Origin of the sequence: Bradyrhizobium manausense, assembly GCF_018130615.1 — a bacterium.
In the GTDB taxonomy this organism is placed as follows: Bacteria; Pseudomonadota; Alphaproteobacteria; order Rhizobiales; family Xanthobacteraceae; genus Bradyrhizobium; species Bradyrhizobium manausense_A.
Map to the genome: position 1 here is coordinate 136,148 of NZ_JAFCKB010000005.1, position 19,819 is coordinate 155,966.

A 19,819-nucleotide genomic window follows, 5' to 3' on the forward strand; every position below is an offset into this window, starting at 1 on the left:
ACAAGAACAGCATACCGGGAGGTTCCAATCCGATGAGGTCCATTGCGTTCGCCGACTTCCTCATCGGCCTAGGCATCCTGTTCGTGCTGGAAGGCTTGATGTTCGCGGCAAGTCCCGCCTGGATGCGCAAGGCCATGAAGAGCGCTATCGCCACGCCGGACAATATCCTGCGGGCGGTCGGGATTGGTTCCGCGGTGGCCGGCCTGATCCTGATCTGGGTGATGCGTCGGCCCGTCTGAACGACGCATCAACGCCAAAGTGAAGGCGAGCGGCAGGTTTTCGCCGTATTATCCGGATCTTGAGGCCCGTTAAGCGCCGCGCTTGCGCCGTGCCCCCGTTCGAGCGCAGTCTTGGCGCCGAATCTTTTTCTCTGGAGATCACAATGACCGCTGCCACCATTGTCCCGACCCGCTTGCGCCAACATGCGCGACTTGGGCTGGCCGCGCTCGCCATCGGCGCTTTCAGCGCGTTCAGCCCGCCAACCTATGCGCGCGGACCGGAGGGCATCGCCGACGTCGCCGAGAAGGTGATCGACGCGGTCGTCAACATCTCGACCTCGCAGACGGTTGAGGCCAAGGGCGGCGGCAGCAACACCATGCCGCAACTGCCGCCCGGCTCGCCCTTCGAGGAATTCTTCGACGACTTCTTCAAGAACCGCAAAGGCCCCGGTGGCGGCAGCAAGGGCGGCGAAAACAGCCAGCCGCGCAAGACCAACTCGCTTGGAAGCGGCTTCATCATCGACACCTCCGGCGTCGTGGTGACCAACAACCACGTCATCGCCGATGCCGACGAGATCAACGTCATTCTCAACGACGGCACCAAGATCAAGGCCGAGCTGGTCGGCGTCGACAAGAAGACGGACCTCGCCGTCCTGAAGTTCAAGCCGCCGAAGCCGCTCGTCTCGGTGAAGTTCGGCGACTCCGACAAGCTGCGCCTGGGCGACTGGGTGGTTGCGATCGGCAACCCCTTCAGCCTCGGCGGCACCGTGACCGCGGGCATCGTCTCGGCCAAGAACCGCGACATCTCCTCGGGACCGTATGACAGCTACATCCAGACCGATGCCGCCATCAATCGCGGCAATTCCGGCGGCCCGCTGTTCAACCTCGAAGGCGACGTCATCGGTGTCAACACGCTGATCATCTCGCCCTCCGGCGGCTCGATCGGCATCGGCTTCGCGGTGCCGTCGAAGACGGTCGCGGGCGTCGTCGACCAGCTCCGCCAGTTCGGCGAATTGCGCCGCGGCTGGCTCGGCGTGCGCATCCAGAGCGTCACCGACGAGATCGCCGAGAGCCTCAACATCAAGCCGGCGCGCGGCGCGCTGGTCGCCGGCGTCGACGACAAGGGTCCGGCCAAGCCCGCCGGCATCGAGCCGGGCGACGTCGTCGTCAAGTTCGACGGCAAGGACGTCAAGGACCCGAAGGACCTGTCCCGCGTCGTCGCCGACACGGCCGTCGGCAAGGAGGTCGACGTCGTCATCATCCGCAAGGGCGAGGAGCAGACCAAGAAGGTCACGCTCGGCCGCCTGCAGGATCCCGAAAAGGTTCAGGCCGCGGTGAAGACCGACGAGCCACCGCCGGAGAAGCTGGTGACGCAGAAGGCGCTCGGCCTCGATCTCGCCGTGCTGAACAAGGATCTGCGCACGCGCTACAAGATCAAGGACAGCGTCAAGGGCGTGGTGGTCACCAATGTCGACGCCAACTCGGACGCTGCCGAGAAGCGCCTCTCTGCCGGCGACGTCATCGTCGAAGTCGCGCAGGAAGCGGTCTCCAGCGGCGCCGACATCCAGAAGCGGATCGACCAGCTCAAGAAGGACGGCAAGAAGTCCGCGCTGCTGCTGGTGTCAAACGGCGACGGCGAGCTGCGCTTCGTGGCGCTGAGCGTGCAGTAATACATTCGGTCATTCCGGGGGCGATGCATCGCATCGAACTATGGTGCGCAATTGCGCACCTGAGAATCTCTAGGTTCCGGGTCTGGTGCTTACGCACCATCCCGGAACGACTGGCGGCTACGCCTCCACGAACTCGTCCCGCCGATAGCCCTGCGCATACAGCAGCGCGGTGAGATCGCCATGGTCGATCCGTGCAGCCGCTGCTGCGGCGACCGCCGGCTTTGCGTGATACGCGACACCCAGCCCCGCTGCCTGGATCATCGCCAGATCATTCGCGCCGTCGCCGACGACGACCGAGTCGACGTCGTCGAGATCGAACGCTTCCATCAAATCCACCAGCGTCGCGAGCTTGGCCGCGCGGCCGAGGATCGGCTCCTTCACCTCACCGGTGAACTTGCCGTCGCGCACGACGAGCTCGTTGGCGCGGTTCTCCTGGAAGCCGATCTTGGCGGCGACCGCGCGCGTGAACAGCGTGAAACCGCCGGAGACGAGGCAGGTATAGGCGCCGTGCTTGCGCATGGTCGCGACCAGTTCACGGCCGCCCGGGCTCAGCGTAATGCGCTTGGCCAGGACTTCGTCGACGACGCTGGCGGGGAGATCCTTCAGCAGCGCGACACGCTCGCGCAGCGCCGGCTCGAACTCGATCTCGCCACGCATCGCGCGCTCGGTGATGGCGGCCACGTGGGCTTTCATCCCGACGAGATCGGCAAGTTCGTCGATGCATTCCTGGCCGATCATGGTGGAATCCATGTCGGCGAGAAAAAGCTTCTTGCGCCGGAAGCCGGCAGGCTGCACCACGATATCGATCGGCAAATCGCCGCGGAGCTCGCGCAGCCGCTGTTCGATGGCGTGACGGTCGCCTTCGAGGTTACTGTTGGCGCCGAAGGGGATGTCGACTGCAACCCCGTCGAATAGCCAGTGCGCGGGAGCTGCCTGAGGCAGCACGGCGCGGGCGCCGTCGACGATGGTCGAGTCGAGCGCGGGATTATTGGGGTTGCAGATCAGCGTGGCAACGAGGGACATTTGAGGTTTTCGTGAGCGAGAGGCATTCGAGCAAGGCCGTGCTTATCGCAGGCCCGACCGCCAGCGGCAAGTCGGCGCTGGCGCTGGAGCTTGCCCTGAGTGCGGGCGGAATCGTCATCAATGCCGATTCCATGCAGGTCTATTGCGACCTCCGCACCATCACCGCGCGTCCCACGCAGGATGAGGAGGCGCGCGTTCCGCACCGCCTCTATGGCCATGTCGATGCGGCCGTAAATTTCTCGGCCGGCGCCTGGGTGACCGATGCCGCGAAGTCGCTGGAAGAGGCGAAGGCCGAGGGCCGCCTGCCGATCTTCGTCGGCGGGACCGGGCTGTATTTCAAGGCGCTGACGGCGGGCCTCTCGGTCGTGCCCCCGATCCCCGCCGAGGTGCGCGAGGACGTGCGTGCGCGGCTGGAGCGGAATGGCGTCGAGGCCCTGCATGCGGAACTTGCGCGGCGCGATCCGCGCGCGGCCGAACGATTGAACCTGCGCGACCGCACGCGGATCGCGCGCGCGCTCGAAGTGATCGAGGCGACCGGACGATCGTTGCTCGACTGGCACCAAGAGGGCCAGCCGCCGCTGCTGCCCAGGGACAGTTTTCGCGCGGTGTTTCTCGCGCCCGAGCGTGACGAGCTTTATGCCCGCATCGACGCCCGCTTCGAGGCCATGCTGGGTGCCGGCGCCCTGACCGAGGTCGCGCAGCTCGCCGCCCGCGGCCTCGACCCGCTGCTGCCGGCCATGAAGGCCCATGGCGTGCCGGCCCTGATCCGGCATTTGCGCGGTGAGCTCAGCCTCGAGGAAGCCGCCACGATCGGCCGGGCCGACACCCGCCACTACGCCAAACGGCAATTCACCTGGTTCAGGCACCAATTGCCGGAGTTTGAATGGGTGAAGCCGGAGGAGGCGAGGGAGTGGCTCGCGGGATGAGAGGCCTCTCTGTCGTCATTCCGGGCTCGATGCTTTCGCTTCGCCCCGAAATGACGAGAGGGGACTGACGCGCTTTTGTGCGCGGGTTCCCGATTTTACCTCTCGCCGAACCCCGGGAACACCGCTACACTAGCAAAATCGCGCGGAAGCGGCCGCTTTGCCTTGACATCGAGGCTTTGGTCGTTATGTTTCGCGCAACCTTTGGGAAGCCGAGCGTCTGCCATGCGCAACATTATTACCAAACTCCTTATCGCCGTCGTACCCAGGCACACCGCCGGGGGTGGCTAGCTGCCATCCACATGACAGGCGGTGTGCAGGGTCCCTCTTCGGGGCCTTTTTTATTTCCCGAAACCGACACGAACGAAGCCGCTGACAACAGCGCATCCGGAGCAAGCCAATGAGCGACAAGAGCCACGATCCGAACCAGATGACCGGCGCCGCGATGATCGTCCGCGCGCTCATCGATCATGGCGTGACCGACATTTTCGGCTATCCCGGCGGCGCGGTGCTTCCGATCTACGACGAGATCTTCCAGCAGAGCCAGGTCCAGCACATCCTGGTCCGCCACGAGCAGGGCGCGGGCCATGCCGCGGAAGGCTATGCCCGCTCGACCGGCAAGCCCGGCGTTGCGCTGGTGACCTCCGGCCCCGGTGCCACCAACATGGTGACGCCGCTGACCGACGCGCTGATGGACTCGATCCCGCTGGTCTGCATCTCCGGCCAGGTGCCGACGCATCTGATCGGCAACGATGCGTTCCAGGAATGCGACACCGTCGGCATCACGCGCCCCTGCACCAAGCACAACTGGCTGGTGCGCGACGTCAACGATCTCGCCAAGGTGCTGCATGAGGCGTTCTACGTTGCGACCACGGGCCGTCCGGGGCCGGTGCTGGTCGACGTTCCCAAGGACGTGCAGTTCGCCACCGGCACCTATCATCCGCCGCGCAAATCCGACGTGCACCGCTCCTACGCGCCGCGCGTGAAGGGCGATGCGACGCAGATCCGCAAGGCGGTGTCGCTGCTCGCGGGTGCCAAGCGTCCCGTGATCTACAGCGGCGGCGGCGTGATCAATTCCGGCCCCGAAGCCACCAAGCTGCTGCGCGAACTGGTCGAGGTCACCGGATTTCCGATCACCTCGACGCTGATGGGGCTCGGTGCGTATCCGGCGTCGGGCAAGAACTGGCTGGGCATGCTCGGCATGCACGGCACCTACGAGGCCAACATGACGATGCATGATTGCGACGTCATGCTGTGCGTCGGCGCGCGCTTCGACGACCGCATCACCGGCCGCGTCGATGCGTTCTCGCCGCACTCGAAGAAGATCCATATCGACATCGACCCGTCCTCGATCAACAAGAACATCCGCGTCGACGTGCCGATCATCGGCGATTGCGGCAATATCCTCGGCGACATCCTCCAGGTGTTCAAGGCCGAGGCGAAGAAGCCCGACATCAAGACCTGGTGGCAGCAGATCGCGCAGTGGCGCGCGCGCAACTCGCTCTATTACAAGAAGAGCAACGACGTCATTCTGCCGCAGCACGCGATCCAGAGCCTGTTCGAGGCGACGCGCGGCCGCGACACCTACATCACGACGGAGGTCGGCCAGCACCAGATGTGGGCGGCGCAGTTCTACGGTTTCGAGGAGCCGCATCGCTGGATGACCTCGGGTGGTCTCGGCACCATGGGCTACGGCCTGCCGGCCGCGGTCGGCGTGCAGGTGGCGCACCCGGACAGCCTCGTCATCGACATCGCTGGCGACGCTTCGGTGCAGATGACGATCCAGGAGATGTCGACCGCGGTTCAATACGAGCTGCCGATCAAGATCTTCATCCTGAACAACCAGTACATGGGCATGGTGCGGCAGTGGCAGCAGCTGCTCCACGGCAACCGCCTGTCGCATTCCTATTCGGAGGCACTGCCGGACTTCGTCAAGCTCGCGGAGGCTTATGGCGGCGTCGGCCTGCAGGTGCACAAGCCGTCCGATCTCGATGGCGCAATTCAGGAGATGATCTCGGTCAAGCGTCCGGTGCTGTTCGACTGCCGCGTTGCGGCGCTGGAAAACTGCTTCCCGATGATCCCCTCCGGCAAGGCGCATAACGAGATGCTGCTGCCCGAGCAGGCCAACGACGAGGCGACCGCGAAGGCGTTCGCCGGCGGCAAGGCGCTGGTGTGAGCACGGCAGCCACAATCCGCGCCTGCGCGGGCATGACGAGAGACAGTTGAGGGGACGACAATGAACCAGCCGGCATCCGCCTATTTCATCGAAGACCGTCACGATCCGAACGAGACGCACACGCTTGCGGTGCTCGTGCAGAACGAGCCGGGCGTGCTCGCCCGCGTCATCGGCCTGTTTTCGGGCCGCGGCTACAACATCGAGAGTCTCACGGTTTCGGAGACTGAAGCGCAGAAGCATCTCTCGCGCATCACCATCGTCACCACGGGCACGCCAATGGTGATCCAGCAGATCAAGCACCAGCTCGATCGCATGATCCCGGTCTACCAGGTCGTCGACATGACTCAGACCAAGCGCTCGATCGAACGTGAGCTTGCCATGGTGAAGGTGCGCGGGCAGGGCGAACACCGCGTCGAGGCGCTGCGGCTGGCGGATGCGTTCCGCGCCCGCGTCATCGACGCCACCACCGAGAGCTTCGTATTCGAGATCACAGGCAATACGGACAAGATCAACCAGTTTATCGACCTGATGCGCCCGATCGGCCTTGTCGAGGTGTCGCGCACCGGTGTTGCCGCGATCGGTCGCGGGCCTGAAGGGATGTGAACCATGCTGGCGCGCGACTGGTACTATAACGAGCGGAACCGGATGGGCATCGAGCCCGCCGTGGCGTCGATCTACGACGCCCACGACGATGCCGATCTGCGGGCGCGCGCCGCATTGAAAATGCTGGGAGTGCAGCGCGGCTGGCGTATCGCCGATATCGGTTGCGGCAACGGCGTGCTGGCGACCGAAGCCGCGCTGATGGGCGCCGAGGTCGACGCCATCGACATCTCGCCGGCGATGCTGGCGCTCGCGGAGATCTATGCCCGCGACCGCAAGGCGCCGGTGCGGACCCAGTCGGCGGGCCTGCTCAGCTTCGCTTACAGGCCGGAATCCTACGACCTTATTGTCAGCGAATTCACGCTGCACCATCTGCCGGATTTCTGGAAGGCGGTGGCGATGTCGCGAATCTTTCGTGCGCTCAAGCCCGGCGCGAGCTTCTACCTGCGCGACATCGTCTATGCCTCGATGCCCGACGCCATCGAGCGCGATGTCGAGCAATGGGCCGACTGCCAGATCAAGAACCACGATTTCTCGCGCGAGAGCGTGGTGACGCATATGCGCGACGAATATTCCACCTTCGGCTGGGTGATGGAGCGGATGCTGACCGATGTCGGCTTCACGCTGGTCTCGGCCGACTATCACGCACCGATGCACGGTACGTATCTCCTCCGCAAACCGAAAGCCGGCGAGCAAGGCTAGACAGAACAACAAGCAGGGCTGCACGACAGGGCAGAACCGGAAACAACAATGAAGCCGGCCGACATCCTCATCGCCCTCATGGTGGCGATCATCTGGGGGCTTGCCTTCGTGGCAAGCCGGATCGCGCTCGACGAGTTCTCGCCGGAGCTGATGACGGCGATGCGTTTTTCCATCGCAGCGGTGCCGTGCCTGTTCATTCCCAAGCCGAAGGTCGCCTGGTCGCTGCTGATCGCGATCAGCTTCACGCTGTTTCTCGGGCAGTTCCTGAGCCAGGCCTACGGCATCGCGCATGGCGTGCCGGTGGGGCTGACCTCCGTCGTCGTGCAGAGCCAGGCGCTGTTCACGATCGGTTTTGCCGCGATTGCCTTCGGCGAGCGTCCGACGCCGGTACAGACACTGGGCATCGTCATCGCCGCGGCCGGCCTTCTCATGATCTGCGGCACCGTCGGTTACGATTTCAGCGTCGGCGCTTTCGCGGTGCTGATGATTGCCCCGATCTGCTTTGCCGTCGGCAATCTTCTGCTGCGCGGCGCCCGCGGCGCGCCGATGTTCGACCTGTTCGCATGGTTGTGCCTCACTGCAGCGGTCCCGCTGTTCGCGCTCGCGGTCGCCGTCAACGGGCCGGGGCCGACCTTCCAGTCGCTGATCCATATGTCGCTGATGGGCCTCATCTGCCTGCTGACAATCGGCGCGATCTCGACCAGCATCGCCTACTGGCTCTGGGGGCGGCTGCTGCGTGATTATCCCGCCGCGCAAGTGGTGCCGTTCGCGTTGCTGGTGCCGTTCGTCGGCTCGGCGGCCTCCAGCATCGTGTTCGGCGAACGGTTCGGGCCGCTGCGCCTCGCTGGCATGCTGACCGTCGTCGGCGGCATCGCGGTGATGGTGCTTGCGAAGCGGCCCAGGGCGTTACCCAAAGAATCGCTTGTGAAGAGCGCGTGAGGTGAACATGGCCCACTCGCTCTTCTATGCTTTCCTCGCCTTCATGGTGGTGATGTATTTCACGCCGGGGCCGAACAACATCATGCTGTTGTCCTCCGGCCTGACCTACGGCTTCCGCCGCACCATTCCGCACATCGTCGGCATCGTCCTCGGCTTTGCCTTCATGGTCGCCACCGTTGGCCTCGGGCTCGGCACCGTGTTCCTGGCCTATCCGATCCTCCAGATCATCCTGAAATATGCCGGCGCGGTTTACTTGATTTACCTCGCCGCCGTGATTGCCCTGTCCGGCCCGGCCAAGCCGGGCGAAGCGGACGGCCGCGGCCCGATGACCTTCTGGGGTGCTGCCATGTTCCAGTGGATCAACGCCAAAGGCTGGGTGATCGTGATCGGCACCATCACGGCCTATGCGGCGATCGCCCAGTTCCCGATCAACATCGCCATCCAGACCCTGATCAGCCTGCTGGTCGGCACGGTCTCAACCGTGGTCTGGGCCTTCTTCGGCACTGCACTACGGCCAGTGCTGACCTCTGAGCGGCTGGTCCGCGGCTTCAACATCCTGATGGCGCTCCTGCTGCTCGCCTCCCTCTACCCCGTTTTCATGGATGCATGATGTCGCGGATTTCCATGCAGAAACGGGTTTCCCTAAGGGCTGAAAATGCTCTAGACAGCCCCCGAAATCCGCAAATTCCACCCTTCGGACACTGACCATCGGCCGATTTCCGGCCCTCAATGAGGAAACGACTATGCGTGTTTATTACGATCGCGACGCCGACCTGAACCTGATCAAGGGGAAGAAGGTCGCCATCGTCGGCTATGGCAGCCAGGGCCACGCCCATGCGCTCAACCTGAAGGACTCCGGCGTCAAGGAAGTGGCGATTGCGCTGCGCAAGGACTCGAGCTCGGTCAAGAAGGCGGAAGCTGCCGGCTTCAAGGTGATGGAAGTCGCCGAAGCCGCCAAATGGGCCGATCTCGTCATGATGCTGACCCCGGACGAGCTTCAGGGCGACATTTACCGCGACCACCTGCACGACAACATGAAGAAGGGCGCTGCCCTCGTGTTCGCGCACGGCCTCAACGTCCATTTCAACCTGCTCGATCCGCGCGCCGATCTCGACGTGCTGATGATCGCGCCGAAGGGCCCCGGCCACACCGTGCGCTCGGAGTATCAGCGCGGCGGCGGCGTGCCCTGCCTGATCGCGATCGCCAAGGACGTCTCGGGCAACGCCCACGACCTCGGCCTTTCCTATGCCTCCGCGGTTGGCGGTGGCCGCGCCGGCATCATCGAGACCACCTTCAAGGAAGAGTGCGAGACCGATCTGTTCGGCGAGCAGGTCGTGCTCTGCGGCGGCCTGGTCGAACTGATCAAGGCCGGCTACGAGACCCTGGTCGAAGCCGGCTACGCCCCGGAGATGGCCTATTTCGAGTGCCTGCACGAAGTGAAGCTGATCGTCGACCTGATCTATGAAGGCGGCATCGCCAACATGAACTACTCGATCTCCAACACCGCGGAGTACGGCGAGTACGTCACCGGACCGCGCATCGTCACCGCCGAGACCAAGGCCGAGATGAAGCGCGTTCTCGCCGACATCCAGGGCGGCAAGTTCGCCCGCGATTGGATGCTCGAGAACAAGGTCAACCAGACCTCGTTCAAGGCGACCCGCGCCAAGCTCGCCGCGCACCCGATCGAGGAAGTCGGCGCGAAACTCCGCGACATGATGCCCTGGATCAAGAAGGGCGCGCTGGTCGACAAGTCGAAGAACTGACGGCTACGCTGTCATTCCGGGGGCGCGAAGCGCCACCCGGAATGACGGGTGGAGCAGAAGCTTCACGCGCCAAACCAAATCTTAAATCTTCGCATTTATATCCGAGCGAGATCGCAAATAGCGGTCTCGCTCTTTCCGTCTCGCGCGAAGCATTGCAGCTTCATTCAAATTCTTCGCGAGTTGATGTGCTCTCACAGAGCCAAGAACTGACGCTTAAACCACATTCTTGGGCTAGCGTCATTTTTTCCCAACTTTATCAGAAGTTGCGATCGCCAAAAGCGCTGTGTCCTCAGAGTCTAGGATTCGACTCTTCATCCGCGCCTTCAAGGCGCAGTCGATCGCATTTCGCGACGTTCGCGCGCCGGTTCATCTTAAGAACCGACACCTGTTTCAGCTTCTTGCGGCCTAGCGGACCTCGAAAGAGATCTCCCGTGCACGGCTTGAGAATCTGACGGCATTGCGCCGGCGCAGCTTCCTCCTACATGATCGCCGGGGCACTGAAGGGGGAATGACCATGCGATCTGTCGTCGTCACCGGCGCGTCTACCGGCATCGGCTGGGCCATCGCGAAATTTCTGATCGAGCGCGGCTATCGCGTCTTCGGCAGCGTCCGCAAGCAGGCCGATGCTGACCGGCTCCAAGGTGAGTTCGGGGCGAACTTCACGCCGCTGCTGTTCGACGTCACCGACGAGGCTGCCGTGCAGGCCGGCGCACGGCAGGTGCGCGAAGCCCTGGGCGGTGAGACCCTGGCGGGTCTCGTCAACAACGCCGGCGTCGCCGTCGCCGGTCCCGTCCTCGAACTGCCGGCCGATGATTTCCGCCGCCAGATGGACATCAACGTCATCGGCCCGGTCATCGCGACGCAGGCGTTCGGGCCGCTGCTCGGCGCTGACCCGTCGCTGAAGGGGCCGAAGGGCCGGATCGTGATGATCAGCTCGGTCGCGGGCAAGAACGGCAATCCGCTGTCGGCGCCTTACTGCACCTCCAAGCATGCGATCGAGGGCCTGTCGGAGAGCCTGCGCCGCGAGCTGATGCTGTTCGGCATCGACGTCATCATCGTCGCGCCCGGTGCGGTGAAGACCCCGATCTGGAGCAAGGCCGAGCAGACCGATCTCTCGGTCTACAAGAACTCGCCCTATCTGCCGGCGCTCAACAAGGTCATGGCCTTCATGATGGAGCTCGGCGCCAACGGACTGCCCGCCGAGCGGATCGCCGAGATCGTGTGCGAGGCGCTGACTGCGGCAAGCCCCAAAGTGCGCTACCAGATCGCGCCGGACCCTCTACGCCATCTGATCGCCGCTGTGCTGCCGAAGCGGACATTGGACCGCATCATCGCCAAGCGTCTCGGGTTTCTGCCGCAGGGCTGATGAAGGTTCAGCTCGCTTCGGCAATCCGTTGGTGTGGACGAGCGGCCATCGCGATCATGCGCAGCATCATGACGGCGAGGAGGGGGATGAGGAAGGCGGCATAGAGCGGCATCGCCGGCACCCGCTTGCCAAACGACACCATGAACTGGAACCAGAGGTAATAGCCGCCCACGAGGTGCAGCGTGCGCCAGGCTCGCGGCCCAACCAGCGCAGCGGTGCGGTCGAACGAGGTCGCGCTCATGGCGATAATCGCAGCATAGCCGATGCCGCCGAAGATGTAGGAGGCCGGCGAGGTCGCCTGCATAAAGCCGGCCGGGTCCATCCTGGCGAATGCGACGATCGCGACCGCATGAATGGCGTGGGAGACGGCAAAGCTCAAGCCCAGATAGCGGCGGTTGCGGCGCTGCCAGCGCGTCCAGGCGTTGGGCCAGAGCCGCGCGAGCGCTGCAGCACTGAAGGCGAGGCAGAACAGCAGCAGCGAGCTGCGCGCCGTGAAGCGGATCACCATGCGCACGCCCTCGACTTCGAACTGCCGCATCGAGGCGATCCAGAGGCTTAAGGCGATCAGGCTCAGCGCAAGGGCGACGAGCAGCCGCCAGCCTTCGAACCAGCTTTGACGTTGCGACATGATAGTCTCCTCCTCTATGTAATCATCGATTACATTTCGCGTGACGCTATCGTCAACATTGTAATCGCTGCTTACATTCACGTTCGGGTGATGCTAGAAGGCGCCAATGCCTGTCCGTCAGCCGTCCAAGCCGCGCGTCCGACGCGAGAGATCCGAGGTCCGGCCCTATCATCACGGCGACCTCCGTCGCGTGCTGATCGATGCTGCGTTGCAACTGGCGGCCGAGGGTGCCGAGGTGTCCGTGCGTGAGGCTGCGCGCCGGGCCGCGGTGTCGCCGGGGGCGCCATTCCGGCACTTTCCCAGCCGTGACGCCTTGATGGCTGCGGTGGCCGAGGAGGCGCAGCGGCGCTTTCGCGCTGAGATCGAGGTGGCGCTGGGCGATGCACCGGCCACCGATCCGCTCGGCCGATTTCGCGCCTTCGGCCTCGCCTATTTGCGCTGGGCGATGCGCAACCCCGCGCATTTCGAAATCATCTCAACGGGGCGCTATTTCGCCCATGGCAGCTCCACGGAGGTGACCCGCGACAATGCCGAGGTGATCGCGCTGACCGAGCGGATGCTGGCTGACGCAGCCGCGCAGGGCCTGCTGCGGTCGACGGACCTGAAGCGCATCCAGATCGCTGGCCGCGCTTTGGTCTACGGTTTCGCCCGGATGAACCTCGATGGCCATTTCCCGCGCTGGGGTGTGGAGGAGGGCGAAATCGAGCGCACGGCCGAGGGAGTGATCGATCTGTTCATCGCCGGGATCGCGAGGTTCTAAGCCATTGCCGAGCTGCGGTCCTTCGCTGCCCGCTAACATTAAGCGAAGGTCGGACGGCGGATCGCGTTGCTTGCGCGTGACTGTTCCATTACAGTTTTATGACACGGTGCAGCCGGCTGCGCCGGACGCCCTGGCCGTCTTGAGGCCGACCAGACGGCTTGGCATCACCGCGCCGGACCGTGTTCAGCGTGTCCTCGATGGCGTCCGCGCCCAATCCCGGTCCTTCCGCCACCACCGCCGTTCTGGCGAGCGTTGCCGCGCTCGGCATCTGGCGGCTGCTCGCTGTGGCCGCGCCGCATTGCGCTGCGCTGGCGCTGATGTACGAGACCGAGACCGATTTCGGCTCGCGGCTCTCCTTCTTGCTGGCGTGGGGCATCCTCAACTTCTTCTGGATCACGCTGTTGCGCCGGCCTGCGCTGTCGGGCGCGCTGTCGCTGACCATGGTCGTGGTGCTGGTGCTGCTGTCGCGGCTCAAGCACGACGTCGTGCAGATGACGGTCAACTTCATCGACCTGATGATGATCGACCGCGACACGGTCGCGTTCCTGTTCACGATCTTTCCGAACCTGCGCTGGTCGGTGATCGCCGCCGGCCTCGTCACGCTGCCGCTGATGTATGCGCTGTGGTGGCTCGATCCATTCCGCATCCGCCGCCTGCCGGCGCTGGCCTGCAAGCTCGCCTGCCTCGCCGCCCTGGTGTTCTATTCCGCCTATCATCCGGACGAGGCCTGGCGCGGCTACTACGACGACGGCTATCTCTCGAAATTCTTCCGCTCCGGCGTCTCGGCCGTCTCCGATTTCGTGCAGTACGGCTTCATGGAGTCGGCCGCCTCGACCGACGAGCGGCTCAACATACCGCTGGTAGATGCCTGTCATCCTGCCGGCCGTCGGCCGAACATCATCATGATCCATGATGAATCGAGCTTCGACATCCGCGCCGCACAGGGCATCAAGGTGCCGCCGGGCTATGGCAGCCACTTCAAGTCCTGGGACGGCAGGGAGCGCACTTTCCTGGCCGAGAGCAATGGCGGGCCGAGCTGGTTCACCGAATACAACGTGCTTGCCGGTCTCTCCTCGCGCTCGTTCGGCCGCTTTGCCTATTTCGTGACGCGCATTGCATCGGGTCGGGTCGAGCGCGGCCTGCCGTTGGCGTTGCGCCGCTGCGGCTATGATACGATGTCGCTCTATCCCGCCTATGGCGGCTTCATGGGTGCGCGCAGCTTCCAGCTGACGACTGGTATCGAACGCTTCCTCGACTCTCATGATCTCGGCGCCAAGGATGTCGAACCCGACAGCTTCTTCTACGACAAGGCACTGCGGCTGATGGGCGAGCGGACGCCGAACAAGCCGCTGTTCACCTTCATCTATCTCGGTGCCAACCATTTCCCCTGGGAGACCCGCTTCCGCCCCGATCTGATGCCGAACTGGCGCGCGCCGGGCAACGTGCCGTCCATCGACGAATATCTGCGCCGCCAGGCGATGAGTGCCGAGCAATACAAGGGCTTCCTCGCAGGCTTGAAGAAGAGTTTTCCAGGCGAGCCCTTCCTGATCGTGCGCTATGGCGATCACCAGCCCGAGTTCGCGCCGAACATCCTCGAGCCCGGGCTTGACGAAGGCGCAATCGGCAAGAAGCTCGATGCCTACGATCCGCGCCTCTACGCGACCTATTACGCCATCGACGCCGTCAATTTCGAGCCGGTGAAGAGCGATGCCGTGATGGACACGATCGACGGTCCGTATCTGCCGCTGGTGATCCAGGAGGCGGCCGGCATTCCGCTCGATCCGTCCTTTGCCGAGCAGAAGGAGATCATGCTCCGCTGCAAGGGCATCTTCTACGGCTGCAAGGACGGCGCGGAAGCGCAGCGCCTGAACCGGCTATTGATCAATGCCGGGATGATCCGCGGGCTGTAGTTTCGATCGCGGCCATTCATTCGCCACCGCATCCGTCGATATTTTGGCCTGGCGTCCTCGTCCGAACGAGGGACGCGATCAAGGACGATGCCGGCTAACGGGGCGCTCGATCAACCGCGAACCACAGGAGGAATCATTGCCAATTTCCGTAAAACAGATGCTCGAGGCCGCCAACGCGGCCGTGCCGAAGATCTCGCCGGCCCAGGCGAAGGAGATGATCGGGAAGGGCGCGCTCGTGCTCGACGTGCGCGATGCGCCGGAGATCGAGAAGAGCGGCAAGATCCCGGGCGCACTGAATATCTCCCGCGGCATGCTGGAGTTTCGGGCCGATCCGGACTCGCCCTATCACGACAAGGCCCTCGCCAGGGACAAGACCGTGATCCTTTATTGTGCCTCCGGCGGCCGGTCCGCGCTCGCCGGCAAGCTGCTTCAGGACATGGGCTATGGCCACGTCTACAACGTCGGCGGCTTCAAGGACTGGGTTGATGCCGGAGGGGCGACCGAGAAGGCGTAGCAAAAAAGGGCGGCGACGCGGGGGGCAATGCCCTAGCGCCGCCCCACCTTCTCCCACAGCCATTTCGCTACCACATCGGGCGATGAATTCGCATCATTTCCGCTGGCCCGGAGGTTTGCTTCGCGCATGGTAGCGATGTCGATCTTGCCGAGCAGCGGCTTGAGCGCCGCCTGCAATTTCTCATCGCCGGCGCGCTTCGGTGCCAGCAGCAGAATGGCATCATAGGGCGGGATCGCCTGCTTGGGATCGTCGAGCGCCACCAGGTCGTATTTCGCGATCAGCCCGTCGCTGGTGTAGCCTGCGATCACGTCGACCTCGCCGCTGGCGGCTGCCGCATACATGAAGTCCGGCTGCATCTGGCGCTGTGCCTTGAACTGAAGACCATAGGCTTTCTGCAGCGCCGCCCATTCCGGCCGGGAGAAGAATTCGTAGTCGCCGGCGATCGACATCGACGGTGCGTGTGCGGCGAGATCGGCGATGGTGCGGATGCCGAGCGCGTCGGCGCGTTTCTTGGGCATCACCAGCGCATAGGCATTCTCGAAGCCGAGCTCGCCGAGCAGGGTGATGTTGTCCTTGGCGAGTGCCGTCTTCAACTCCGCCACCAGCTCCGCGCGCGGTTTGATGTCGGTGCGATGCAGCTGGTTGGCCCAGAGCGTGCCGGAATAGTCCACATAGAGGTCGATGTCGCCGGCCTTCAGTGCCCCGAAGATCACGCTCGAGCCGAGGCCCGATCGTGCTGTGGCCGAAAGGCTGGCCGCCTGGAGGCGGTCTCGAAGCAGGGCCGAGAGCACATATTGCTCGGCAAAGGTTTTCGCGCCGACCACGTAGCCGGACGACGAGCGCCCCATCGTCGGCACCAGTGTCGCTGCAACCAGCGCCGCAATCCCGATCGCACCGACCCCGGCGCGAAGGCGGTCGCGCTGGCGCAGCCCGCGCTCGATCAGGCCGAGCAGCTGATCGACGGCGAGCGCGAGCAGGGCTGACGCAAAGCAGCCGAACAGCACGAACACCCAGTTCTGGGTCTGAAGGCCCGCGAAGATGTAATTGCCGAGGCTGGTTTGTCCGATCGGCGTCGATAGCGTCGCGGTGCCGATCACCCACACCGCGGCGGTTCGGATGCCGGCCATCATCACCGGCAGCGCCAGCGGGAGCTCGACCATGAGGAGCGACTGCCGTGCCGTCATGCCGACGCCCTTGGCGGCTTCGATCAGCGCCGGATCGATGCCGTTCAGCCCGGTGATGCCGTTGCGCAACACCGGCAGCATCGAATACAGCGCCAGCGCGAGCATCGCCGGCAGGAAGCCGAATGCGGAGAAAGAGATGCCGAACCAGGCAAGCGACACGGACGCTGCGAGCAGCAGCAGCGGGTAGAACAGCGCGAGCAGCGCCAGCCCCGGCACGGTCTGCACGATGCTGGCGAGCGCCAGCAGGATGGCGCGCGGCGCCGGACGGTTGCGCGTCGCGATTGCGAGCGGCAGGCTGACAGCGAGGCCAAGCGCGAGCGCGGCGAGGCTCACCCGGACATGATTGCCGAGATAGTCAGGCAGATGCGACAGCGCCTCGCCCCAGCGCGGATCATTGAAGAGGCTCATGCCGCACCGCCCTGCGGCAGCAGCAAATTCAGTCGTTCAACCTGGCGTCGCGGCGTCCGCAACAGCTCCAGCACATAGGCATCGCTGCTCTCCGAGAGCTCCGCCGGCGTGCCCTGCGCCAGCACTTGTCCGCTGCGCATCACCGCGATGCGATCGGTAAGCAAAATCGCTTCCGTCATGTCGTGCGTGATCATCACTGTGGTCAGGCCAAGCTTGCGGTGCAGCTCGCGGAAATCCTCGCCGAGCGCATCGCGGGTGAGGGGATCGAGTGCGCCGAACGGTTCGTCCATCAGCAGGATGCGGGGCTTGGCTGCGAGCGCCCGCGCCACGCCGACGCGCTGGCGCTGACCGCCGGAGAGCGCCTCGGGCAGCCGGTCGCGATGCAAGATCCGGTCGAGCTGCACCAGCTCGATCAGCTGGTCGACACGCGCGGCGATCTCGGCCGGAGGCGCGCCGAGCAGCCTCGGCGTGATCCCGATATTGTCGGCGACGCTCAAATGCGGAAACAGCCCGCCGCTCTGGAAGACGTAGCCGATGCGGCGCCGCAGCGCGACCGGATCGACGTTTCGCACGTCCTCGCCCTCGACCGTGATGGTGCCGCCATCGGCCTCGATCAGCCGGTTGGCGAGCCGCAGCAGCGTCGTCTTGCCCGAACCCGATCCGCCGACGATGGCCAGAAACTCGCCTTCGGCGATATCGAGCGAGACGTCGTCGACGGCCCTGAGGGGGCCGAAGCTCTTGGTGACGTGCGCATAGCCAATCATCGGCCTGGAAGGCATCGGACGTGCTCTCAGCTCGCTTGCCCTCAAGAGGGAGGGGAGGTGGTCGAGACCCCATGCGTAGCACGCTTGGCCGGTTGATTGAACTTGGCCGCGCGAGCGGCTAAGGCATCAAGCCAAGTTCGGAGGAAACACATGACAACGCCCACGGCGGTGGCGCTGGAAGATGCCAAGGTTGCGTTCCGGCTCGGGGACGGGCGGGTCTATACGGCGGTGGAGAAGGCCCATCTTTCGGTCGCGCAGGGCGAGTTCGTCGCCATCGTCGGCCCGACCGGCTGCGGAAAATCCACGCTGCTCAACGCCGCCGCCGGACTGCTCAAGCCGGCCGCCGGGAGCGTCAAGATATTCGACCGGGCGCTGGCGGGGTTGAACCGGGACGCCGGCTACCTGTTCCAGGCCGATGCATTGTTCCCCTGGAAGACCGCGCTCGACAATGTCGCGATCGGGCTCGAGATCAAGGGCACGCCGCGCGCAGAGGCGCTGCCGCAGGCGCAGAAATGGCTCACCTCCGTCGGCCTCGGCGCCTTTGCGGGCCGTTATCCGCACATGCTCTCCGGCGGCCAGCGCAAGCGCGTGGCGTTGGCGCAGGTCTTGATCCGCGACCCCAAAATCCTCCTGATGGACGAGCCGTTCGGGCCGCTCGATGCGCAGACGCGCCAGGTGATGGGCAACCTGCTGCTCGACCTCTGGAACGCCGACCGCAAGGCCGTGCTGTTCGTCACCCACGATCTCGAAGAGGCCATCGCGCTCGCCGATCGCGTCGTGATCATGTCGGCAGGGCCGTCCTCGCGCATCATTGGCGACTGGCGGGTGCAGCTCGCCCGCCCGCGCGACATTTTCGAGGTACGGCTGGACAAGGAGTTCCATGCGCTGCATCGCGAGATCTGGAGCGTGCTCAAGGACGAGGTGATGAAGGGCTACGCGCAATCCACCCAAGCGGCGGAGGCGGTCTGATGTCGCGTGTCACGCTGCTCGCGTTGCAAGTCCTGGTCGCGGTCGTCTGCATCGCGCTGTGGCAGTTCTTTTCGAGCGTCCCGGTATTCGGCAAAGTCCTGTTGCCGCCGTTCTTCTTCTCGAATCCCGTCGACGTATTCAGCCAGATCGTGAAGTGGTTCGCCTCCGGCGTGATCTGGAAGCATCTGGCAATCACGCTCTGGGAATCGATCCTCGCCTTCGTGATCGGCTCGGTTGGCGGTGTGCTGGTCGGCTTCTGGTTTGCGCGGCAGCCGCTGGTTGCGGCGGTCTTCGACCCCTATGTAAAGATGGCCAACGCATTGCCGCGCGTCGTGCTGGCGCCGATCTTCGCGCTGTGGCTGGGGCTCGGCATCTGGTCCAAGGTCGCGCTCGGCGTGACGCTGGTGTTCTTCATCGTGTTCTTCAACGTCTATCAGGGCGTCAAGGAGGTCAGCCGTACCGTGCTCGACAATGGGCGCATGCTCGGCATGAGCGAGCGGCAGCTGATGCGACACGTCTATTGGCCGTCGGCACTGTCGTGGATGTTCTCCTCGCTGCACACGTCGGTCGGATTCGCCGTGGTCGGCGCCGTCGTCGGCGAATATCTGGGATCGGCAGCGGGGCTCGGCTATCTCATCCAGCAGGCTGAAGGCGTGTTCGACGTCGCCGGCGTGTTCGCCGGCATGTTCGTGCTGTCGGCTTTCGTCATCCTGATCGATTTTGGTGTCACCCTGGTCGAGCGGCGTCTCCTGGTCTGGCGGCCAACGGTGGACGGTCGTGGCTAGCGGCAAAAGGGCCCGCGCATCTGCGCGAGCCCCGATCGCAATGCTCAATCCAGCAGCTTGACGTCGTCGGGCGCCTGGGGCGGGGTCTTGATCGCGATCGCCTTGACCTGGCCGCTGATCGGCTTGGTGCCGCCATGCGGCGTGCCCTTCGGAATGATGACGAGGTCGCCCGGCTTCACCGTTATTTCCTTGTCGCCGAGCCAGATCGTTCCGGTGCCATCCAGGATGTATTGGATCTCGTTGGTGTTGGGATGCAGGTGCTTCGGCACATTGCCGACCTGGATCGATACGGTCGAGCCGTCGGCAGTCATGAAAGTCTTGGAGCGGTAGCCGACCTGGTTGGCGGGGCCGAGCGCGTCGCCTTCCATTTCGCCGGTATGGATGATCTGCGCGGTGATGCTTTCGGCGGCCAGCGCCGGTCCGAGCAGATAGGTCGCGCCGCATCCGGCGACGAAGGCGGCGGTGATCGACAGCCCGGCAGCAAGGCGATTCATGGATGATCCTCCCCGTCGACGAT

Annotated in this window: 20 protein-coding genes; 15 read left to right on the forward strand and 5 right to left on the reverse strand. The window is 64.4% G+C overall.

Annotation, left to right across the window (positions count from 1 at the left end):
* Nucleotides 1-32 precede the first annotated feature (32 nt).
* Nucleotides 33-239 (forward strand): DUF2065 domain-containing protein, encoded by a 207-nt coding sequence (locus JQ587_RS11915; protein ID WP_157331196.1) that lies wholly within the window; start codon nt 33-35, stop codon nt 237-239.
* A gap of 143 nt (nt 240-382) precedes the next feature.
* On the forward strand, nt 383-1,888 hold the full coding sequence (locus tag JQ587_RS11920; protein ID WP_212298823.1) for a Do family serine endopeptidase: 1,506 nt from the start codon (nt 383-385) through the stop codon (nt 1,886-1,888).
* Nucleotides 1,889-2,005: 117 nt separating this feature from the next.
* On the opposite strand, the gene serB is transcribed toward JQ587_RS11920, so the two are convergent.
* On the reverse strand, nt 2,006-2,911 hold the full coding sequence (serB, locus tag JQ587_RS11925; protein WP_212425415.1) for a phosphoserine phosphatase SerB: 906 nt from the start codon (nt 2,909-2,911) through the stop codon (nt 2,006-2,008).
* A gap of 11 nt (nt 2,912-2,922) precedes the next feature.
* Between serB and miaA the strand changes: the two genes are divergently transcribed.
* The 8 genes from miaA (at nt 2,923) to JQ587_RS11965 (ending at nt 11,380) form a co-directional block, all read left to right on the forward strand.
* Nucleotides 2,923-3,837 (forward strand): tRNA (adenosine(37)-N6)-dimethylallyltransferase MiaA, encoded by a 915-nt coding sequence (gene miaA, locus JQ587_RS11930; protein ID WP_212425416.1) that lies wholly within the window; start codon nt 2,923-2,925, stop codon nt 3,835-3,837.
* Between the two features lie 397 nt (nt 3,838-4,234).
* Nucleotides 4,235-6,010, forward strand: a complete 1,776-nt coding sequence (locus JQ587_RS11935) for an acetolactate synthase 3 large subunit (RefSeq protein ID WP_212425417.1) — start codon at nt 4,235-4,237, stop codon at nt 6,008-6,010.
* Between the two features lie 60 nt (nt 6,011-6,070).
* Nucleotides 6,071-6,613 (forward strand): acetolactate synthase small subunit, encoded by a 543-nt coding sequence (ilvN, locus tag JQ587_RS11940; RefSeq protein WP_212425418.1) that lies wholly within the window; start codon nt 6,071-6,073, stop codon nt 6,611-6,613.
* A gap of 3 nt (nt 6,614-6,616) precedes the next feature.
* Nucleotides 6,617-7,312, forward strand: coding sequence for a class I SAM-dependent methyltransferase (locus JQ587_RS11945; protein WP_212298818.1), 696 nt, complete (start codon nt 6,617-6,619; stop codon nt 7,310-7,312).
* Nucleotides 7,313-7,360: 48 nt separating this feature from the next.
* Nucleotides 7,361-8,251: an EamA family transporter gene (locus tag JQ587_RS11950; RefSeq protein WP_212298817.1), complete on the forward strand. Its 891-nt coding sequence runs from the start codon at nt 7,361-7,363 to the stop codon at nt 8,249-8,251.
* A 7-nt stretch (nt 8,252-8,258) separates the two neighbouring features.
* A complete protein-coding gene (locus JQ587_RS11955) occupies nt 8,259-8,861 on the forward strand; it encodes a LysE family translocator (protein ID WP_212425419.1) in 603 nt (200 codons plus the stop codon).
* A 133-nt stretch (nt 8,862-8,994) separates the two neighbouring features.
* Entirely contained in the window at nt 8,995-10,014 is a 1,020-nt protein-coding gene (gene ilvC / locus JQ587_RS11960) for a ketol-acid reductoisomerase (RefSeq protein WP_092228371.1), read from the forward strand.
* Between the two features lie 514 nt (nt 10,015-10,528).
* Complete coding sequence (locus JQ587_RS11965) at nt 10,529-11,380, forward strand: SDR family oxidoreductase (RefSeq protein ID WP_212425559.1); 852 nt, start codon at nt 10,529-10,531, stop codon at nt 11,378-11,380.
* A gap of 7 nt (nt 11,381-11,387) precedes the next feature.
* On the opposite strand, the gene JQ587_RS11970 is transcribed toward JQ587_RS11965, so the two are convergent.
* Nucleotides 11,388-12,008 carry a hypothetical protein gene (locus JQ587_RS11970; RefSeq protein WP_212425420.1) on the reverse strand — a complete coding sequence of 207 codons (621 nt, stop codon included), beginning with the start codon at nt 12,006-12,008 and terminating at the stop codon, nt 11,388-11,390.
* Between the two features lie 190 nt (nt 12,009-12,198).
* Between JQ587_RS11970 and JQ587_RS11975 the strand changes: the two genes are divergently transcribed.
* The 3 genes from JQ587_RS11975 to JQ587_RS11985 all read left to right on the forward strand — a co-directional run bounded on the left by JQ587_RS11975 (nt 12,199) and on the right by JQ587_RS11985 (nt 15,192).
* Complete coding sequence (locus tag JQ587_RS11975) at nt 12,199-12,768, forward strand: TetR/AcrR family transcriptional regulator (protein ID WP_349629496.1); 570 nt, start codon at nt 12,199-12,201, stop codon at nt 12,766-12,768.
* Nucleotides 12,769-12,965: 197 nt separating this feature from the next.
* Nucleotides 12,966-14,678 (forward strand): sulfatase-like hydrolase/transferase, encoded by a 1,713-nt coding sequence (locus tag JQ587_RS11980; RefSeq protein WP_212425560.1) that lies wholly within the window; start codon nt 12,966-12,968, stop codon nt 14,676-14,678.
* A 136-nt stretch (nt 14,679-14,814) separates the two neighbouring features.
* Nucleotides 14,815-15,192 carry a rhodanese-like domain-containing protein gene (locus JQ587_RS11985; protein ID WP_212298812.1) on the forward strand — a complete coding sequence of 126 codons (378 nt, stop codon included), beginning with the start codon at nt 14,815-14,817 and terminating at the stop codon, nt 15,190-15,192.
* A 32-nt stretch (nt 15,193-15,224) separates the two neighbouring features.
* On the opposite strand, the gene JQ587_RS11990 is transcribed toward JQ587_RS11985, so the two are convergent.
* Nucleotides 15,225-16,784, reverse strand: coding sequence for a glycine betaine ABC transporter substrate-binding protein (locus JQ587_RS11990; protein ID WP_212425422.1), 1,560 nt, complete (start codon nt 16,782-16,784; stop codon nt 15,225-15,227).
* Entirely contained in the window at nt 16,781-17,563 is a 783-nt protein-coding gene (locus tag JQ587_RS11995; RefSeq protein ID WP_212425423.1) for an ATP-binding cassette domain-containing protein, read from the reverse strand. Before JQ587_RS11995 ends, JQ587_RS11990 begins: the two co-directional genes overlap by 4 nt.
* Before the next feature lie 135 nt (nt 17,564-17,698).
* Between JQ587_RS11995 and JQ587_RS12000 the strand changes: the two genes are divergently transcribed.
* Both JQ587_RS12000 and JQ587_RS12005 read left to right on the forward strand, forming a co-directional pair.
* A complete protein-coding gene (locus JQ587_RS12000; RefSeq protein WP_212298809.1) occupies nt 17,699-18,517 on the forward strand; it encodes an ABC transporter ATP-binding protein in 819 nt (272 codons plus the stop codon).
* Nucleotides 18,517-19,302, forward strand: coding sequence for an ABC transporter permease (locus tag JQ587_RS12005; protein ID WP_212298808.1), 786 nt, complete (start codon nt 18,517-18,519; stop codon nt 19,300-19,302). Before JQ587_RS12000 ends, JQ587_RS12005 begins: the two co-directional genes overlap by 1 nt.
* Nucleotides 19,303-19,346: 44 nt before the next feature.
* On the opposite strand, the gene JQ587_RS12010 is transcribed toward JQ587_RS12005, so the two are convergent.
* A complete protein-coding gene (locus tag JQ587_RS12010) occupies nt 19,347-19,796 on the reverse strand; it encodes a cupin domain-containing protein (RefSeq protein WP_212425424.1) in 450 nt (149 codons plus the stop codon).
* Between the last annotated feature and the right edge of the window lie 23 nt (nt 19,797-19,819).